14 protein-coding genes are annotated in these 17583 nt (G+C 54.0%); 11 read left to right on the top strand and 3 right to left on the bottom strand.

Annotated elements, in window-relative coordinates:
• Positions 1-43: 43 nt before the first annotated feature.
• On the bottom strand, positions 44-988 hold the full coding sequence (locus ACSZO4_RS02765) for a DASS family sodium-coupled anion symporter (protein ID WP_437887306.1): 945 nt from the start codon (positions 986-988) through the stop codon (positions 44-46).
• 82 nt (positions 989-1070) lie between these two features.
• Positions 1071-2012, bottom strand: coding sequence for a 2-hydroxyacid dehydrogenase (locus ACSZO4_RS02760; RefSeq protein WP_437887305.1), 942 nt, complete (start codon positions 2010-2012; stop codon positions 1071-1073).
• Between the two features lie 264 nt (positions 2013-2276).
• Between ACSZO4_RS02760 and malZ the strand changes: the two genes are divergently transcribed.
• The 5 genes from malZ (at position 2277) to ACSZO4_RS02735 (ending at position 9088) form a co-directional block, all read left to right on the top strand.
• The gene (malZ, locus tag ACSZO4_RS02755; protein WP_437887304.1) at positions 2277-4094 is read left to right on the top strand and encodes a maltodextrin glucosidase; all 1818 of its coding nucleotides are present in this window, start codon (positions 2277-2279) and stop codon (positions 4092-4094) included.
• Positions 4095-4281: 187 nt separating this feature from the next.
• Positions 4282-4632 (top strand): type II toxin-antitoxin system RelE/ParE family toxin, encoded by a 351-nt coding sequence (locus tag ACSZO4_RS02750; RefSeq protein WP_437887303.1) that lies wholly within the window; start codon positions 4282-4284, stop codon positions 4630-4632.
• On the top strand, positions 4629-4928 hold the full coding sequence (locus ACSZO4_RS02745; RefSeq protein WP_437887302.1) for a helix-turn-helix domain-containing protein: 300 nt from the start codon (positions 4629-4631) through the stop codon (positions 4926-4928). The genes ACSZO4_RS02750 and ACSZO4_RS02745 overlap by 4 nt, the downstream gene beginning before the upstream one ends.
• 81 nt (positions 4929-5009) lie before the next feature.
• Positions 5010-7691 carry a DUF2339 domain-containing protein gene (locus ACSZO4_RS02740; RefSeq protein ID WP_437887300.1) on the top strand — a complete coding sequence of 894 codons (2682 nt, stop codon included), beginning with the start codon at positions 5010-5012 and terminating at the stop codon, positions 7689-7691.
• Positions 7688-9088: a DUF3999 family protein gene (locus ACSZO4_RS02735; RefSeq protein WP_437887299.1), complete on the top strand. Its 1401-nt coding sequence runs from the start codon at positions 7688-7690 to the stop codon at positions 9086-9088. The genes ACSZO4_RS02740 and ACSZO4_RS02735 overlap by 4 nt, the downstream gene beginning before the upstream one ends.
• A gap of 1 nt (position 9089) precedes the next feature.
• Here ACSZO4_RS02735 and acpH read toward each other — a convergent pair whose 3' ends face one another.
• Positions 9090-9671 (bottom strand): ACP phosphodiesterase, encoded by a 582-nt coding sequence (gene acpH, locus ACSZO4_RS02730; protein ID WP_437887298.1) that lies wholly within the window; start codon positions 9669-9671, stop codon positions 9090-9092.
• A gap of 153 nt (positions 9672-9824) precedes the next feature.
• Here acpH and queA point away from each other — a divergent pair, with 153 nt between their 5' ends.
• The 6 genes from queA to secD all read left to right on the top strand — a co-directional run bounded on the left by queA (position 9825) and on the right by secD (position 17579).
• Complete coding sequence (gene queA, locus ACSZO4_RS02725) at positions 9825-10889, top strand: tRNA preQ1(34) S-adenosylmethionine ribosyltransferase-isomerase QueA (protein ID WP_437887297.1); 1065 nt, start codon at positions 9825-9827, stop codon at positions 10887-10889.
• Between the two features lie 408 nt (positions 10890-11297).
• The gene (locus ACSZO4_RS02720) at positions 11298-12740 is read left to right on the top strand and encodes a basic amino acid/polyamine antiporter (protein WP_437887296.1); all 1443 of its coding nucleotides are present in this window, start codon (positions 11298-11300) and stop codon (positions 12738-12740) included.
• A gap of 13 nt (positions 12741-12753) precedes the next feature.
• Complete coding sequence (gene arcA, locus ACSZO4_RS02715) at positions 12754-14028, top strand: arginine deiminase (protein WP_437887295.1); 1275 nt, start codon at positions 12754-12756, stop codon at positions 14026-14028.
• 193 nt (positions 14029-14221) lie between these two features.
• Positions 14222-15349 carry a tRNA guanosine(34) transglycosylase Tgt gene (gene tgt / locus ACSZO4_RS02710; protein ID WP_437887294.1) on the top strand — a complete coding sequence of 376 codons (1128 nt, stop codon included), beginning with the start codon at positions 14222-14224 and terminating at the stop codon, positions 15347-15349.
• A 22-nt stretch (positions 15350-15371) separates the two neighbouring features.
• A complete protein-coding gene (gene yajC / locus ACSZO4_RS02705) occupies positions 15372-15704 on the top strand; it encodes a preprotein translocase subunit YajC (protein WP_437887293.1) in 333 nt (110 codons plus the stop codon).
• A gap of 27 nt (positions 15705-15731) precedes the next feature.
• Positions 15732-17579, top strand: a complete 1848-nt coding sequence (gene secD, locus ACSZO4_RS02700) for a protein translocase subunit SecD (protein ID WP_437887291.1) — start codon at positions 15732-15734, stop codon at positions 17577-17579.
• Positions 17580-17583 lie beyond the last annotated feature (4 nt).

Raw genomic sequence — 17583 nt, 5'->3', positions numbered from 1 at the left:
CTTGGGCGGCTCATGGTTTGTCGGCGCCTTTGAGGCGCTCACCCTAAAGCCTCCGGCTCTGCCGGAGGATACTTACTACATTGGTTATCAGCATCAGGCAGACGCCGGAAAGCGCGACGGCAGTAGCATCCAGCCCGGTCCATTTTGAGGTGCTCCACGCCAGCAAGGAGAGCAGAAAAATGGCGATCGTCATTCGCTCATCACGAGTGACCGGCCCCATTTTGCGTAACTCTTCCTGGGCCAGCGCTTTCGCCTGCGGCGTTTTCTGAATCTCCGGTGGATAAAGTTTATAGATAATCAGTGGGATAGAGATAAAGGCAACCACCCCCGGCACCAGCGCGCTGAGCGTCCACATGCCCCAGGAGATATCAACAAACAAGGTACTGGCAGCCAGCGACACAATCAGAGCGTTAGGGGCGCTGGCGGTCATAAACATGGATGATGACAGACAGTTCGAATGAAAGACGGTCTGCATCAGAAAGGCGCCAATTTTGTGCGGATCTTTATCCGGTTCAGAACCAAAACTGCTGGAAACACCGCGCACAATGGGAAACAGAATTCCCCCTGCCCGGGCGGTATTTGACGGCGTGGCCGGGGCGATGATCATATCACTCAGCGCCAGGGTGTAGCCCAGACGCAGGGAACTGCCGCCAAAGTTGCGGATCAGAAGATAAGCGATACGTCGCCCGAGTCCGGTTTTAATAAATCCTTTGGCATACAAAAAGGCGGCGACAATCAACCATACGGTGGTGCTGCTAAAGCCTTTCAGGGCTTCGGCGGTGGTCATCATGCCGGTGAGCATAATCACACTGATGGCAATCAGGGCCACGGCGCCAACGGGCAGAGGCTGGAGGATAAAGGCCACCACGGTGGTAATGAAAATAGCCAGAATATGCCAGGTCAACGGCGTTAATCCGTCGGGAACGGGGAAAAACCAGATAGTGAGCGCGACAACGGCGCAGATAAGGACTTTCAGATAACGGTTCATATGCGATCCCTGTAGTCATTCCCGCCGTCGTCGGCGGGAAGGCTATCCTGTTTTCTGTACAGCAAATTGAACCAGAAAAGTGTTATACAACGGGGGTAATCAGCTTCCCTTCGCTGAAGTATTGCACGAGATTATCAATGGTCAGATCGGCCATCGCCTGGCGAGTCTCAGCGGTATTACTGGCGATATGCGGGAGCAGAACCACATTTTTCAGCTCCATCAGAGCGGCAGGAATGTGCGGCTCTTTCTCAAACACATCGAGACCTGCGCCGCGCAATTTGCCTTCCTGCAATACCGCAATCAGCGCGTCGGTATCCACCACCGTACCGCGGGCAATGTTCACCAGAATGCCATCCGGTCCCAGCGCTTCCAGTACCTCACGATTAATGATGTGGTGAGTCTCAGCGCCGCCCGGCAGGGTCAGAACGAGGAAATCGACCGCTTTCGCCAGCTCAATCAGCGAGGTGTGGTGAGTCCAGGCTGCATTCTGCGCTTCGTTCGGGCTGAAGTAGTGGATAGGCATATTGAATGCCGCAGCACGGTTTGCCACTTCATGACCAATGTTACCCATGCCGACGATGCCACAGCGTTTGCCGGTCATTTTCCATGCCCCTTCAAACTGCGCGCTTTCCCAGGCGCCGGAACGGGCAAAGCTGTCAGCCGCACAAATTTTACGCGTGACCGCCAGCATCAGGGCAAGGCCGGTATCGGCGACACATTCGTTAAGTACGCGTGGTGTATTGCTGACTTTGATATTCAGACGACGACAGGTATCAAGATCGGTGGCATCAACGCCGACGCCGAAACCGCTGATCACTTCCAGCGCGGGCAGTTGCTCAATCAGATCTTTTTTGATGCCTTTTGCCGCACGGGTCAGCGCGCCGCGGATGGAATGCGCATGTTCACGCAGAAATGATTGCGGATCCTGTAACCAGTATTTATGCACGACAAAATGCTGTTCAAGAACATCGATCATCGGCTGGGGAATTTCAGTGATGACAAGAATTTCAGGTTTACTGCTCATTCAACATCCCTTCTCAGGCTATGGTTTCCCACAGTATAAAAACAGAACCGGCGACAGACTTCGGGCAATAGCACGAAGCCGGTTTGAAAATACTCGCGCATTTGCCCGGTGAATATCTCGCCAGATCACATCTGGCTTTGCCAAATATACGCAGGGGGAAAATTCTGCGCCCTGGCTCTCAACCCCATAAAAAAACAGAAAAGATGAGTTGGCGAGACTACATTTGTGCAAGAGTGACGCCATTTTTGACAGAGGGGAAAGTCGATGTTGCAAGCCTGGCATTTGCCTGTCGCGCCGTTTGTAAAACAGAACAAAGACCAACTGGTCATCACACTCTGGCTGAGCGGAAGCAAACTTCCGGGGCGTGTGGCCCTGCGGGTCGAAATCGACAATGAAGAGACGTCCATCGCTATGCGGCGGGTGCGCATTGCGCCAAAAGCCGGGGTAACGGCATGGCGGGCTACGCTGTCGCTGGAGAGCGGTCAGCCGCGACGCCGCTACAGCTTTAAGTTGCTGTGGGAGGGGAGTCAGCAGTGGTTTTCGCCGCAGGGGCTCAGCCTGTTTCCCCCTGCGCGGCTGGAGCAATTTGCGGTGGATTATCCTGATAATGGCCCGCAATGGGTGGCGGAACAGGTGTTTTATCAGATATTTCCGGATCGTTTTGCCCGCAGTGAGCAACGTCATGAGAAGTCTGATGAGGTCTATTTTCACCATGCCGCGCAGCAGGAGATCGTACTGCGTGAATGGGATTCCCCCTTAACCGCTGAGGCGGGCGGTTCGACATTCTACGGCGGCTGTCTTGACGGTATCAGCGAAAAGCTGCCTTACCTGCGTAAACTCGGCGTCACCGCGCTCTACCTCAACCCCATTTTTGTCGCCCCCAGCGTACATAAATATGACACCGAGGATTATCGTCATGTTGATGCCCGTTTTGGCGGCGACCAGGCGCTATTTCGCCTGCGACGCAATACCCACCGGCTGGGCATGCGGCTGGTGCTGGACGGCGTGTTTAACCACAGCGGCGACTCCCATGCCTGGTTTGACAGACATAACCGCGGCACCAGCGGAGCCTGCCATAATCCGGCCTCCAGCTGGCGCGAATGGTATAGTTTTCATGACGACGGGCGCGCCCGTGACTGGCTTGGCTACCCAAGTCTGCCCAAGCTGGACTACCAGGCGCAAAGCCTGGTGGAAGAGATTTATCAGGGGGAGGACAGCATTGTACGCCACTGGCTACAAGCGCCATGGAATATGGACGGCTGGCGGCTCGATGTGGTGCATATGCTGGGGGAAGCAGGCGGTGCGCGGAATAATATGCAGCATGTGACCGGCATTGCGCGGGCGGCAAAAGAGACTCAGCCCGAGGCCTATATTGTTGGTGAGCACTTTGGCGATGCGCGACAGTGGCTGCAGGCGGATGCGGAAGATGCCGCCATGAATTATCGCGGCTTTACTTTCCCATTATGGGCGTTTCTTGCGAACACCGATATTTCGATGGATCCCCAGCGAATCGATGCCCAAACCTGCATTGCGTGGATGGATAATTACCGTGCCGGCTTATCCCATCAGCAGCAGCTCCGTATGTTCAATCAGCTCGACAGCCATGATACGCCGCGTTTTAAAACCGTACTCGGTAAGGATGTGGCGCGTCTGCCGCTGGCGGTTATCTGGTTGTTTACCTGGCCTGGCGTGCCCTGCATTTACTATGGCGACGAAGTCGGGCTGGATGGGGCGAATGATCCCTTCTGTCGTAAACCTTTTCCATGGGACAAAGCCCGCCAGGACAGCAGTTTACTGGCTTTATACCAGCGGATGACCAAACTGCGTCGGCGCAGTCAGGCGCTGTGCTACGGCGGCTGTCAGGTGATTTACGCGCAGGAAAATGTTGTTGTTTTTCTTCGCGTCTGGCAGCAGGAGCGGGTAATGGTGGCCATCAACCGGAGCGAATCCTGCGAGGTGGTACTGAGCGAATCGCCGTTACTGGATGCGAAAATATGGCACTGCAAAGAGGGGAAAGGCACTCTGCACAATGAGGTTCTGTCCCTTCCGGCGATTTCGGCCACCGTCTGGCAGGGGAATTAACAGGTCGTCAGGGCTTGCAGGCCATTATCAGTCGCTGTTGTCCCCTGTTCAGGAATAATTTTGTGACCGACAACTCGCGCATGATACTTGCTGATATAAGCTTCAGGTTATAATATAAACAAATATAAGCTATGGATTATATTTAATGGCGATAGGTTAAAATTTATCCTGTAAAAGGAATTAAGCCATGCAATGGACTGTTGTGCTGAGTCAGTTATTTGAAGATTGGTTCCATGAGCAGGATGAGGGCTTGCAGGAAAAGATCTTAGCAGAGTTGGTGCGTCTGGAATGCTTTGGACCCTCTTTGTCCCGGCCTTATGCCGATAGCGTGAACGGCTCCCGGCACAAGAATATGAAGGAACTGCGCATCCAGTATTTTGGCTGTCCGATACGTGCATTTTTTGCATTTGACCCGTTGCGACAGGCTATCGTGTTATGTGCTGGTAGTAAGAGTAACGACAAAAGATTTTATAACCGGATGATAAATATCGCCGATCGGGAGTATTCGGCGCACCTCTTGAGACTGGAGAACCTATGAAAACGTTAGACGAGATGATTAAGGCGCGTACGCCAGAGAGCCAGAATCGTATCAGAGCGATGGCGGATGAGATGGTTCTGGAGACGGGTTTGCAGATGATTAGAGAAGAACTCCAGTTGTCGCAAAAGCATGTTGCTGAAGCTATGGGGGTCAGCCAGCCGGCGATCACTCAATTAGAGCAGCGTGGTAATGACTTGAAACTGGCAACGCTTAAACGCTACATCGAGGCGATGGGCGGTAAGCTGAGTCTTGATGTTGAATTGCCTGGTGGGAAACGAGTGGCTTTTCATCTCTGATTTGGCCGACCTGAGGCCGAATAGCGTATTCCTGGCAATTTGTGCCACACTCTCTCTACGCTACGGAATGAAGGTGAAATCATGGAAGGATTGTTCCTCTTAATCGGTGTTGTCATGTTGATGCTGGTGGTGGTTGCTCCCACGCTTGCCATCATGGCATACCGCAGAAGCAAAGCCGCGCAAATCGAGCTATGGCAGTTGCGTCAGCGCGTCAACACGCTTGAACAACGGCTGGTCGAGCGGGTATTGAGCCCGGAGCCGGAGTCACCGGCTGAGGCTCCGACCACTGCAGCAACGCTTATTACCCCCCCTGTAGAGCCTGAACCCACACCCGAAGAACCTGAGCGCGCCGGGTTTGAGCCACAGAACGTCTGGGCGAGGAGCGGGCATCCGGCCCCGACACCTGCGGCCAAACCGGTTTCGGCGATGCCAGAAACCACGGGTTCCACCGGTGGGGTCATCACCTCGCTGTTGCGCTGGTTTATGCAGGGTAACCCGCTGGCAAAGCTGGGTGTTGTGCTGTTATTCCTTGGCCTGGGTTTCTTATTCCGCTATAGCGTCGAAAATGCTCTTTTTCCGCTGTCGGTGCGGCTGGTCTTCGCGGCAATCGGGGCCATGGCGATGCTGTTCATTGGCTGGCGCCTGCGACGAAAACAGCCCGTTTTTGCCCTGATCCTGCAAGGCGGCGCCACCGGCGCGCTCTATATGACCGTTTTTGGCGCCTTCCGCCTCTGGCAAATGTTGCCGATGACCCTCGCGTTCGCGCTGTTATTGATTATCTGTGCCGCAAGCGTTGGTCTGGCGGTGCTGCAACGGGCACTCAGTCTGGCGATGCTGGCGAGTTTGGGAGGCTATGCCGCGCCGCTTCTGCTCTCCACCGGCGGCGGTAGCCATATTGCGCTGTTCTCTTTTTATCTGCTGCTTTCCATCGGCATTCTTGTTATCAGCATCTGGCAGCACTGGCGTGAGCTGAATCTGCTGGGCATGCTTTTCACCTTTAGCGTGGCAGGTCTCTGGGGGCTTCAGAATTACCAGGCGGATGACTATCTTAGCTGCCAGCTGTTTCTGCTCGCGAACCTGCTGCTGTTTGGCATATTGAGCGTAGCGCTTTCGCTGCGGGCGCAAAAACGCAGTGAACGGATCCTTGATGGCGTGCTGCTTTTTGCCCCGCCGCTGGTGGGGTTTGGCATGCAATACGCCATTACCCAACATTTCGCCTGGGGTACGGCGCTGAGTGCATTAGGGTTTGGCGCCTTCTATTTGCTGGTGTCGTATGCTGCGCTAAAACGTTTTCCGCAGGCTGGCAAACCGCTGGTTCTGGCGACGCTGGCGCTGGGGGGCGCTTTTGCTACGCTGGCTATTCCGCTGGCGCTTTCTGCGCGCTGGACGGCGATGGCGTGGGCGCTCGAAGGGCTTGGCATCCTGTGGCTTGGCGTGATGCAGGGGCAGAGGCGGATGAGCTATAGCGGCACCGGTCTGCTGGTTCTGGCCCTGGGCAGTGCACTCTGGGCGCTCAGCGATTCCCTGACTGCACTTTCGATCCTGGTGATTTTCACCGTGCTTAGCGCGACCTGGCTGGCTGCAGCCTGGCTGTGGCGGCGTATTCATTCCATTGGCAGTCTGGTCTTACTGGCGGGTGGGATCGCATTCTGGCTGATGGCGCTTATGGGGCTCTCCTCACTTTTGCGGCCGCTGGGTCTGAAAGATGCCTGTAGCATGCTGACCCTGGTGGGCGTCTCAGTATGGATCTGGCGATATGTCAGTCTGCGCCTGGCCTGGCAGGCTCTGCGCTTTAGCATATGGCTGCTCTGGCCGGTGATGCTGGCTGTCCTGCTCTGGCAACTCGTTACCGACCAGCATGTGCTGGCGGCTGGCTGGCACAATCTGGCCTGGTGCGTGGCGCTACCTTCGGCGCTATTGCTGCTGTACCGCGAAGAACAACAGCTGCCTGCCCGGTTTTCGCAGGCGCTGCATCTTGTATTCGGCTGGATTATTCTGCTGGCTGCCGGGATGGAAGTGTACTGGTTTATTAACACATTGCCCTGGGGAATGGAGACCTGGCGCAGCGGCCTGATGATGGCCGCCGGGGGCGGTGTCATCTTGCTTATTCTTGCCGGGATCCGTCGCGCTTTCTGGCCACTTCGCGTCTGGCCGCAGGTGTATGGCACGCTGGGATTATTGCCGCTGCTGCCGCTGCTTATCATTTTGTTGCTGCTGGCCAATTTGCAGGATGGCAGGGTGATTCATATGCTTTATCTGCCGCTTATCAATCCGCTGGAAGAGGGCGCAGCCTTTGCTCTGCTGGGGCTATGGCTATGGGCGCGTTTTTGCGTGGCACATTGCCCTCGTTATTCTCCGTCGGTCGGCAATGTTGTTTCGCTGGTCCTGCTGGGTCTCAGCTTCTGGTGGCTTAACGGGATCCTGCTCCGCGCGCTGGCAAATTATGGCGCGATAAGCTGGAATATTGCCGATCTATGGCATTCGCGCTTAATTCAGACCACCTTCGCTCTGTTCTGGATGCTGGGGGCGCTGGTTGTCATGCTGATGGCAAATCGACGAGGCTCCAGACGCGCGTGGTTGTATGGCGCAGCGCTCCTGGGTGTGGTTATTGCCAAATTAATGTTAGTGGACAGCGCGCGCGGAGGTGGTCTGGCGCGAGCCGTGGCCTTTATTGGCGTCGCAGTACTGGTGCTGATCGTGGGTTATTTTTCCCCATTGCCGCCAAAAGAGACAGCAGCCTTCAGTGAGGAAGACAAATCATGAAATGGATGAAATATGTTGCCATTGGCGCACTCCTAAGTGTGGCATCAGGCGGATTTGCCAGTGATGATATAGCGGAAACGCCGCAGGATTATGGCTGGGGAAGGGCGCTGGCGACCCCTGAATCCTCTCCCTGGTATCGGGTGAGTCTGCCTGCGGATGTCTATCGGCAGAGCGCCTGGCCGGATTTACGTGATGTCCGGGTGTTCAACCACCAGGGAGAGCGGGTTCCTTTTTCTCTCGAAAAGCAGAAAACAGCGACCGTTGCTCTGCCACCCACTGAGCTGCGTATTTTCCCTCTCACCACGTCGCCGGTTGAATCGACGAACAGTGATGATCTTCAGGGCGAGCGCGTTTGGCTCCGTTCATCCAGCGGTTATGAAATCAAGCTGGAAAGCGGGCGTGTTGACGGTGTCGGCAAAAGCTACCTGCTGGTGTTGCCTGAAAACAGCGCTGGGTCGATTAGCGTTTCGCAGCTTCAGCTTGGCTGGGACAAACCGGCAGAGAACTGGCAGGGCAGAGCCGCGCTCTACTTCAGTTCCGATATGCGTGAATGGGGGCTGCTGCAAAAAGATGCGCCGCTGATGGATATTGCCAGCGGGGACGATCGGCTGACGTTGAATAAGATCGCTACCGCGCTCACGATGTCGCCAGAGGGGCCGCGTTATTTACTGCTGGTTTTTGATACCCCCACACTTCCGCTAACCCTCAATCGTGCCAGCGTCGTTGGGGTTGGGGACAGTTCGGCAACCCGGGGGGAAAATGTGAGCCTTTCCGGGTGGGCAAATCGTATTTCAGCGGATGAGGTGCAGTACCAGTGGTCCCGGCCACAGCCCCTTAACGCGTTGTCTGTCAGGCTGGAGAACGACGGTGTTTTGCCGGTCGCCCTCGAATGGCGGGCAAGCGCAGAGGACAAATGGCAGCCTCTGGGCAAAGAAGTGTTGTTTCATCTTAATGAGCAGATGTCGGATGACATTGCGCTCCCGGGCCAGCTTGTGCAGGGCATTCGTCTGACGACCATTAATGCGCATCTCCCTGATGCGCTACCGCAGGTGTCGGGGCTACGTGAGAGCCTGAACCTTATTTTTAATGCCCAGGGGAACGGGCCATTTATTCTTGCCTGGGGAAACAAAGCGGCAACGGATGTCGCTTTGCCGCTGGAAGGTTTAATCCCTGCTGGTTTACGCCAGCAACACGCTCCCGACCTCTTGCCTGAAGCGATGGCGCACGAGCCTGTTAAGCTGGGAGGAGAGTCCCGGCTGAGCGCAGTTTCACCGACCGAACAGGCAAGCCAGTGGCGTACCTGGCTGGTGTGGGCGGTGCTGGTGCTGGGTGTGCTGGTGCTGGTGTGGATGGCGCTCAAAATCTGGCGTGATATTCAGAAAGACAACGCCGCCTGAGTTACAGGGTCCGGGCTTTTGCCTGGGCCATCATGCGCGGGTAAAACTGCCAGAATAGTTGTTCAAGCGCAGCATAATGCTGGTCCAGATCCTGCCACGAGTCGCGCAGGGCATCGAGTTTCGGGCGGCGACTGGCCATGCCGTTAAGTACCCGCTGGATGAAATCCATCTCCTGATAGCGCTCCATCCAGCGTTCTGACCACAGATAATCATTGAGATCCACGAAGCGTGGCGGGGCATCCGGGAGAATGACGCTGACCTGGGCATGGGCATAGCGCACAAATTCACTCAACTGAACCTGAGGTGAGATTTGCGCCCAGTGGCGGGAGAGGAAATGATCCCACATCACATCAAGGGTAATGGGCGCCACCCTGCGTGTTTCCGGTCGAAACCACTGGCGCGCCTGTTTCACTTCCGGCAGGTTATCGGTCAGCACGTCGATACGACGATGCATATGAATACCCGCCACGACATCGGCAGAATAGTGGTCTGCCGGGTTGCCGCGAACGAAATCGGCCAGCAAATTGCCGGAAAGCGAGCTGTTAGCGAGGTGTGCCAGGTGCAGGTGAGCAAGAAAATTCATTTATAGACTCGTTATTATTCAGGTTGCGTCGGCGTTGACTGCCTGCAACACGAATTATTCAGAGTATATGAACTCTGCGCAGGGGTAAAGGTTGCAGGGAGCCCGCCCCGGCACTAGACTACCTGCCTCTTAATTACCTCTCGAGTTAGTGTCATGCGCGTTACCGATTTTTCCTTTGAGTTACCTGAATCCCTGATTGCCCATTATCCGCAGGCTGAGCGCAGTAGTTGCCGCTTGCTGTCACTGGAGGGGCCGACAGGCGCTCTGACGCATGGCACTTTCACTGATTTACTCGACAAGCTCAATCCCGGCGACCTGCTGGTCTTTAACAATACCCGGGTGATCCCGGCGCGTTTGTTCGGGCGTAAAGCCAGCGGCGGTAAGATCGAAGTGCTGGTCGAGCGTATGCTTGATGATAAACGTATTCTGGCGCATATCCGTGCCTCCAAAGCGCCTAAGCCGGGTGCAGAACTGCTGCTGGGCGACGATGAAAGCATCAACGCCACTATGGTTGCCCGCCATGATGCGCTGTTCGAAGTGGAATTTAACGATGCCCGCCCGGTGCTCGATATTCTCAATGCTATCGGCCATATGCCGCTGCCGCCGTATATTGACAGGCCTGACGAAGACGCTGACCGCGAACTCTATCAGACCGTCTACAGCCAGAAGCCTGGAGCCGTTGCTGCACCGACCGCCGGTCTGCACTTTGACGAGCCGCTGCTGGCGCGCCTGCGTGAAAAAGGGATTGAGATGGCGTTCGTCACCCTGCACGTCGGGGCCGGAACCTTCCAGCCGGTGCGCGTTGACACTATTGAAGATCACATCATGCATTCCGAATATGCTGAAGTGCCGCAGGACGTTGTGGACGCGGTACTGGCGGCGAAAGAACGGGGTAATCGCGTGATTGCCGTCGGCACCACTTCCGTTCGTTCGCTGGAGAGCGCAGCCCAGGCCGCGAAGCGGGGCCTGATTGAGCCTTTCTTTGGCGACACGCAAATCTTTATCTACCCGGGCTACCAGTACAAGGTCATCGATGCGCTGGTGACCAACTTCCATCTTCCGGAATCGACTCTGATTATGCTGGTCTCTGCCTTTGCCGGGTATCAGCACACCATGCATGCCTACCAGCAAGCGGTCGCGCACGAATATCGCTTCTTCAGTTACGGCGATGCCATGTTTATTACCCATAATCCACAGGCAATTGAAGAACGCCCCTGAGCCGATTATCTATCCGGCCGCGGTTATTGCGGTCGGGTGCTTTTTCTCCCTCCTGCTGTTATTTCTCTGCCGTTGAACTTTTGTTTATATTTATTCGAATAGTCATTAATGTTAATGGTGTGTAATTGAATGTCGTCTTTTTATTTATATTCCCTCTGTCTTCCTGACTTTGTGTTATTAATGATGTCTTAATTTGATAGTGTATGGTTTTTATTAACATTGTCAGTTTTTGAATCGGAAATTGAATTTGTGTGTGTTTATGTTTTATTTAATTGTCATGTGTCATAACTAACCCGCTCGTCATTATTAGCGACATTCTTAGCGTCGAACTCAAACCTGATTATTTAATTTCTCAGGTGACCTTTATTTTTTTCAGAATAATTTATTGTTAATGTTATAAGGAATACCATGACAAGTTCATCATCGAACAAATTGTCGCTGTGGTCGCTTACCGCGCTGGTGGTCGGCTCTATGATCGGCGCCGGGATTTTCTCGCTACCCGCAACCTTCGGCCGTGCGACAGGAGGACTGGGTGCCATTATTGCCTGGTGTATTGCTGGCGGCGGGATGCTGACGCTGGCATTGGTGTTTCAGACGCTGGCGCAGCGTAAACCCGATCTCGATTCCGGTGTTTTTATTTATGCGAAAGAAGGGTTTGGCGATTATACCGGCTTTGCTTCCGCGTTAGGTTTCTGGGCCGGGACCTGCATTGGTAATGTTTCTTATTTTGTTTTGATTAAATCTACATTAGGCGCATTCTTTCCAGTTTTTGGTGATGGTAATACGTTATTTGCTGTTGCAGTGGCATCTGCCATTTTATGGTCATTCCATATTTTGCTGCTACGTGGCGTAAAGACGGCTGCATCGCTTAATACTATCGCGACGATTGCGAAGATTTTGCCAATATTTATTTTTGTTATCGTTTTAATCTTCGCATTTAAAGCCGACATTTTCACACTTAACTTCCGCGGGTTTACTGATACCTCCGGGCTGGCAACGGAATCCCTGTTTAGTCAGGTACGTAGCACTATGCTTGTCACGGTATTTGTTTTCCTCGGTATCGAAGGCGCCAGCGTCTATTCACGTTATGCAAGCGATCGTAAGCATGTAGGGACCGCCACCGTATTAGGTTTTATCGGCGTCCTGTGTCTGCTGGTGCTGATTACCATGCTCTCCTACGGCGTGTTGTTGCGACCTGAACTTGCGGCCCTGCGTCAGCCTTCAATGGCCGGTGTACTGGAAGCGATTGTTGGCCGCTGGGGGGCAGTTTTTATCAGCATCGGGCTGCTTATCTCAGTGCTGGGCGCTTATCTTTCGTGGTCGTTGCTGGCGGCTGAAGTGCTCTTTTCCGCTGCTGAAAATCGCCTGATACCGCGAGTATTTAGCACTGAAAATCGCAATGGCGTACCTTCCGCGGCCGTTTGGCTAACCAACTGTACCATCCAGGTGTTCCTGATTCTGACGCTGTTTAGCGAATACGCTTTCCAGCTTGCACTTGAATTGACCAGCTCTCTGACCCTGATTCCCTATCTGCTGGTCGGGGCTTACGGACTGAAACTGGCGGTAAACCGTGAAACCTACGAGACCGCTGATGCGGCGCGCAAAAAAGATCTGATTTTTTCGTTGCTCGCAACTGGCTATGCGCTGCTGATGATTTATGCGGGCGGCATGAAGTACCTGCTCCTCTCCGCCATCATTTATGGCCCTGGCACGCTTCTTTATCTCTATGCCCGACGCGAGCAGCGTGCTTGTTTGTTCAGAAATAAAACTGAAACAGCTCTGTTCGCCATCCTGATGATTGCAGCGGCTTTCGCAATCATCAGCATTGCTACCGGCGCGATTACCATTTAATTAAGGATTTATTATGTTTACAAAAGAAACTGTTCAGCACCCGTTTGGCGTGCATTCGGAAGTGGGAACATTACGTAAAGTGATGGTCTGTGCACCAGGACGCGCACATAACCGACTCACCCCTGGCAACTGTGACGAATTGCTGTTTGACGATGTGCTGTGGGTTGAACGCGCCAGACGCGATCATTTCGACTTTATGACCAAAATGCGCGAACGCGGTGTGGACGTTGTTGAGATGCATAACCTGCTGGCTGAAACCATGGCGCTGCCGGAGGCCAGAAAATGGGTGCTCGACCAGCAAATCGTCCCGAATGAAGTTTCGCTGGGGATCCTCAATGAGACACGGAGTTTTCTTGAAAGCCTCCCGCCACGAATGCTGGCAGAAGTGCTGATCGGCGGGCTGTCGACCTTCGAACTGGCCCAGCAAGGCTATACGGATAACGAAGAGCTGAAGCTGATCCGCGAAGCGGTCGGTATTACGGAATACCTGCTGCCGCCGCTGCCGAATACGCTCTATACCCGCGATACCACCTGCTGGATTTACGGCGGCGTGACGCTCAATCCGCTGTACTGGCCGGCCCGTCATGAAGAGACCATTCTGACCACGGCGATTTATAAGTTCCATCCGGATTTTGCTGCGCAAAACGTTAACGTCTGGTGGGGGGACCCGACCATTCATCACGGTAGCGCGACGCTGGAAGGCGGTGACGTGATGCCGATTGGCAACAAAACGGTGCTGATTGGCATGAGTGAACGCACCTCGCACCAGGCGCTCACCCAGCTGGCGGCGGCGCTGTTTGCCAATAAAGCCTCCGGCGTTGAGCGAGTGATGATTGCGGCAATGCCGAAGCTGCGGGCGGCGATGCATCTGGATACCGTCTTTACCTTTTGCGATCGCGATGTGGTTACGCTTTATCCCCATATTGTGAATCAGATTAAGACCTTTTCTCTGCGCCCTGACGATGGCCCGACGGGCATGAGACTCAGTCGTGACAACGGTAGTTTTGTCGAGGCGGTTGCGGGTGCGCTGAATCTGAAGAAACTGCGCGTAGTGGAAACCGAAGGCAATCACTACGATATGGAACGTCAGCAGTGGGACAGCGGCAATAATATGGTGGCGCTATCGCCGGGCGTGGTAATGGCCTATGACCGCAATACCCAGACCAATACTCAGCTACGTAAAGCAGGCGTTGAGGTGATTGAAATTGTGGGGAGCGAACTTGGTCGTGGTCGCGGCGGTGCGCACTGTATGACCTGTCCGATTATTCGCGATGCGGTTGATGACTAAGTTTTAAACGAAATACGGCGGCAAAATATGCACGGGCACTGTGAGATTGAACACGCAGTGCCCGTTGTGCTTTACATAAATATCAAGGGATCGATTGAAGTGTGCCGGGCTTGCTTGTGGTGCGGCTTTGATGGTTGCTAGAATGCACCTCTTTTGTTCGTCATCAGACTGTTTCTCTGATGCTGGAGGATGTGTGAAATTTGAACTCGATACCACCGATGGTCGCGCCCGTCGCGGCCGCCTGGTGTTTGATTGTGGCGTAGTGGAAACGCCAGCTTTTATGCCTGTTGGCACCTACGGTACCGTGAAAGGAATGACGCCTGAAGAAGTCGAAGAGACGGGCGCGCAAATCATTCTTGGCAATACCTTCCATTTATGGCTACGTCCTGGTCAGGAAATCATGAAGTTGCACGGCGATCTGCATGATTTTATGCAGTGGAAAGGGCCGATCCTTACCGATTCCGGCGGCTTCCAGGTTTTCAGCCTGGGCGATATCCGCAAGATCACCGAAGCAGGCGTACATTTCCGTAACCCGATCAACGGCGATCCGATTTTCCTCGATCCGGAAAAGTCGATGGAGATCCAGTACGATCTGGGTTCCGATATCGTGATGATCTTTGACGAATGCACGCCTTATCCTGCGGACTGGGATTATGCTAAGCGCTCGATGGAAATGTCACTGCACTGGGCAAAACGCAGTCGCGACCGTTTTGACTCACTTAATAACCCGAATGCGCTTTTTGGCATCATTCAGGGCAGCGTTTACGAAGATTTACGTGATATCTCCGTCAAAGGTCTGGTAGAGATTGGCTTTGATGGCTACGCTGTCGGCGGTCTGGCTGTGGGCGAACCGAAAGCCGATATGCACCGCATTCTGGAACACGTTTGCCCGCAGATCCCGGCAGATAAACCGCGTTACCTGATGGGGGTTGGTAAGCCAGAAGATCTGGTGGAAGGCGTTCGTCGCGGCATTGATATGTTCGACTGCGTTATGCCAACGCGTAATGCCCGTAACGGTCATCTGTTTGTGACCAACGGCGTGGTGAAAATCCGTAATGCGAAATATAAGAGCGATACTGGCCCACTCGACGCTGAGTGTGATTGCTATACCTGTCGTCATTATTCTCTCGCTTACCTGCATCATCTCGATCGTTGTAATGAAATATTGGGCGCGCGACTCAATACCATTCATAACCTGCGTTACTATCAGCGTTTAATGGCTGGTTTACGTAAGGCTATCGAAGAGGGTAAATTAGAGAGCTTCGTGACCGATTTTTACCAACGTCAGGGACGGGATGTTCCGCCTTTAAACGTTGATTAATATAAATAATGAGGAAATTTGAATGAGCTTTTTTATTTCTGATGCGGTAGCAGCAGGCGGCGCACCGGCGCAGGGCAGCCCGATGTCTTTGATCCTGATGTTGGCGGTGTTTGGTCTGATTTTCTATTTCATGATCCTGCGCCCTCAACAGAAACGTACTAAAGAGCACAAGAATCTGATGAGCTCTATCGCCAAGGGCGATGAAGTATTGACCACTGGCGGTCTGGTCGGTCGTGTGACCAAAGTAGCGGATACTGGCTACCTGGCTATCGCCCTGAACGATACCACTGAAGTGGTTATCAAACGCGACTTCGTAGCTGCCGTTTTGCCGAAAGGCACAATGAAGGCGCTGTAATTTCTTGTTTTCCCAAAGGGAACTGCCGTGTTAAATCGTTATCCTTTGTGGAAGTACGTCATGCTGGTCGTCGTGATTACCGTCGGCCTGCTGTACGCGCTTCCCAACCTGTATGGTGAGGATCCGGCTGTTCAGGTCACTGGCGCGCGCGGTGTCGCCGCCAGTGAACAAACGCTGATCCAGGTCCAGAAAACTCTACAACAAGAAAATATCAACGCGAAGTCTGTGGCACTGGAAAACGGCGCTATTCTCGCTCGCTTTGACAGCACTGATACACAGCTCCGGGCTCGCGAAGCGCTGGTAGCGGAACTTGGCGATCAGTTTGTCGTGGCGCTTAACCTTGCTCCGGCGACGCCATACTGGCTGACAGCTATCCATGCTGAACCCATGAAACTGGGTCTTGACCTGCGTGGCGGCGTACACTTCCTGATGGAAGTGGATATGGATACGGCGCTGGGCAAACTTCAGGAACAAAATATCGACGGCCTGCGTAGCGATCTACGCGAAAAAGGCATTCCTTACACCACCGTGCGTAAGGAAGATAACTTCGGCCTGAGCATTCAATTCCGTGACTCTGCGGCGCGCGACCAGGCAAATACTTACCTTGCTGGCCGTCATCGTGATCTGGTGCTGACTAACCAGGGCGACAACGTTCTGCGTGCGGTCATGACCGATGCGCGTCTGAGCGAAGCACGTGAATATGCAGTTCAGCAGAACATCAATATTCTGCGTAACCGTGTGAACCAGCTGGGTGTTGCTGAGCCTCTGGTACAACGTCAGGGCGCGGACCGCATTGTGGTCGAACTGCCGGGTATTCAGGATACGGCGCGGGCGAAAGAGATCCTCGGTGCAACAGCCACTCTGGAATTCCGTCTGGTAAACAGCAATGTTGACCAGTCAGCCGCGGCGACGGGTCGTGTTCCGGGCGATTCTGAGGTCAAGCAAATGCGTGAAGGACAGCCCGTTGTGCTGTACAAACGTGTGATCCTGACCGGCGACCATATTACCGACTCCACCTCCAGCCAGGATGAGTACAACCAGCCGCAGGTTAACATCTCTCTGGACAGCGCTGGCGGTAACATCATGTCTAACTTCACCAAGGACAACATCGGTAAGCCGATGGCGACCCTGTTTGTGGAGTACAAAGACAGCGGTAAGAAAGACGCTAACGGTCGTGCGGTGCTGGTGAAACAGGAAGAGGTGATTAACATCGCCAATATCCAGTCTCGTCTGGGTAACAGCTTCCGTATCACCGGTATCAACAACCCGAACGAAGCGCGTCAGCTCTCCCTGCTGCTGCGTGCGGGCGCACTGATTGCGCCGATTCAGATTGTTGAAGAACGTACTATCGGTCCAACTCTGGGTATGCAGAACATCCAACAGGGTCTGGAAGCCTGCCTGGCGGGTCTGGGCGTCTCCATTCTGTTTATGATTTTCTTCTACAAGAAGTTTGGTCTGATTGCGACCACGGCGCTGGTGGCGAACCTGATCCTGATTGTTGGGATTATGTCCCTGCTGCCAGGGGCGACGCTGAGTATGCCGGGGATTGCAGGTATCGTGCTAACCCTTGCGGTGGCGGTCGACGCCAACGTACTGATAAACGAACGTATCAAAGAAGAATTGAGCAACGGACGTACGGTGCAGCAGGCGATCGATGAAGGTTATCGCGGGGCGTTCAGCTCCATTTTTGATGCCAACATCACGACGCTGATTAAAGTGCTTATCCTGTATGCGGTCGGTACTGGTGCGATTAAAGGGTTTGCGATTACCACCGGTATCGGTGTGGCGACCTCTATGTTTACCGCTATCGTCGGCACCCGTGCCATCGTGAACCTGCTGTACGGCGGCAAGCGCGTTAAAAAGCTGTCTATCTGAGGAG

This window comes from Phytobacter sp. V91 (assembly GCF_965644225.1).
GTDB lineage: Bacteria > Pseudomonadota > Gammaproteobacteria > Enterobacterales > Enterobacteriaceae > CBFFRJ01.
This window is presented reverse-complemented; position numbering and strand designations above follow the sequence as displayed.

Coding starts and splice junctions, on each gene's coding strand:
- ACSZO4_RS02765 (WP_437887306.1), bottom strand. CDS start 988: ATGAACCGTTATCTGAAAGTCCTTATCTGCGCCGTTGTCGCGCTCACT.
- ACSZO4_RS02760 (WP_437887305.1), bottom strand. CDS start 2,012: ATGAGCAGTAAACCTGAAATTCTTGTCATCACTGAAATTCCCCAGCCG.
- malZ (WP_437887304.1), top strand. CDS start 2,277: ATGTTGCAAGCCTGGCATTTGCCTGTCGCGCCGTTTGTAAAACAGAAC.
- ACSZO4_RS02750 (WP_437887303.1), top strand. CDS start 4,282: ATGCAATGGACTGTTGTGCTGAGTCAGTTATTTGAAGATTGGTTCCAT.
- ACSZO4_RS02745 (WP_437887302.1), top strand. CDS start 4,629: ATGAAAACGTTAGACGAGATGATTAAGGCGCGTACGCCAGAGAGCCAG.
- ACSZO4_RS02740 (WP_437887300.1), top strand. CDS start 5,010: ATGGAAGGATTGTTCCTCTTAATCGGTGTTGTCATGTTGATGCTGGTG.
- ACSZO4_RS02735 (WP_437887299.1), top strand. CDS start 7,688: ATGAAATGGATGAAATATGTTGCCATTGGCGCACTCCTAAGTGTGGCA.
- acpH (WP_437887298.1), bottom strand. CDS start 9,671: ATGAATTTTCTTGCTCACCTGCACCTGGCACACCTCGCTAACAGCTCG.
- queA (WP_437887297.1), top strand. CDS start 9,825: ATGCGCGTTACCGATTTTTCCTTTGAGTTACCTGAATCCCTGATTGCC.
- ACSZO4_RS02720 (WP_437887296.1), top strand. CDS start 11,298: ATGACAAGTTCATCATCGAACAAATTGTCGCTGTGGTCGCTTACCGCG.
- arcA (WP_437887295.1), top strand. CDS start 12,754: ATGTTTACAAAAGAAACTGTTCAGCACCCGTTTGGCGTGCATTCGGAA.
- yajC (WP_437887293.1), top strand. CDS start 15,372: ATGAGCTTTTTTATTTCTGATGCGGTAGCAGCAGGCGGCGCACCGGCG.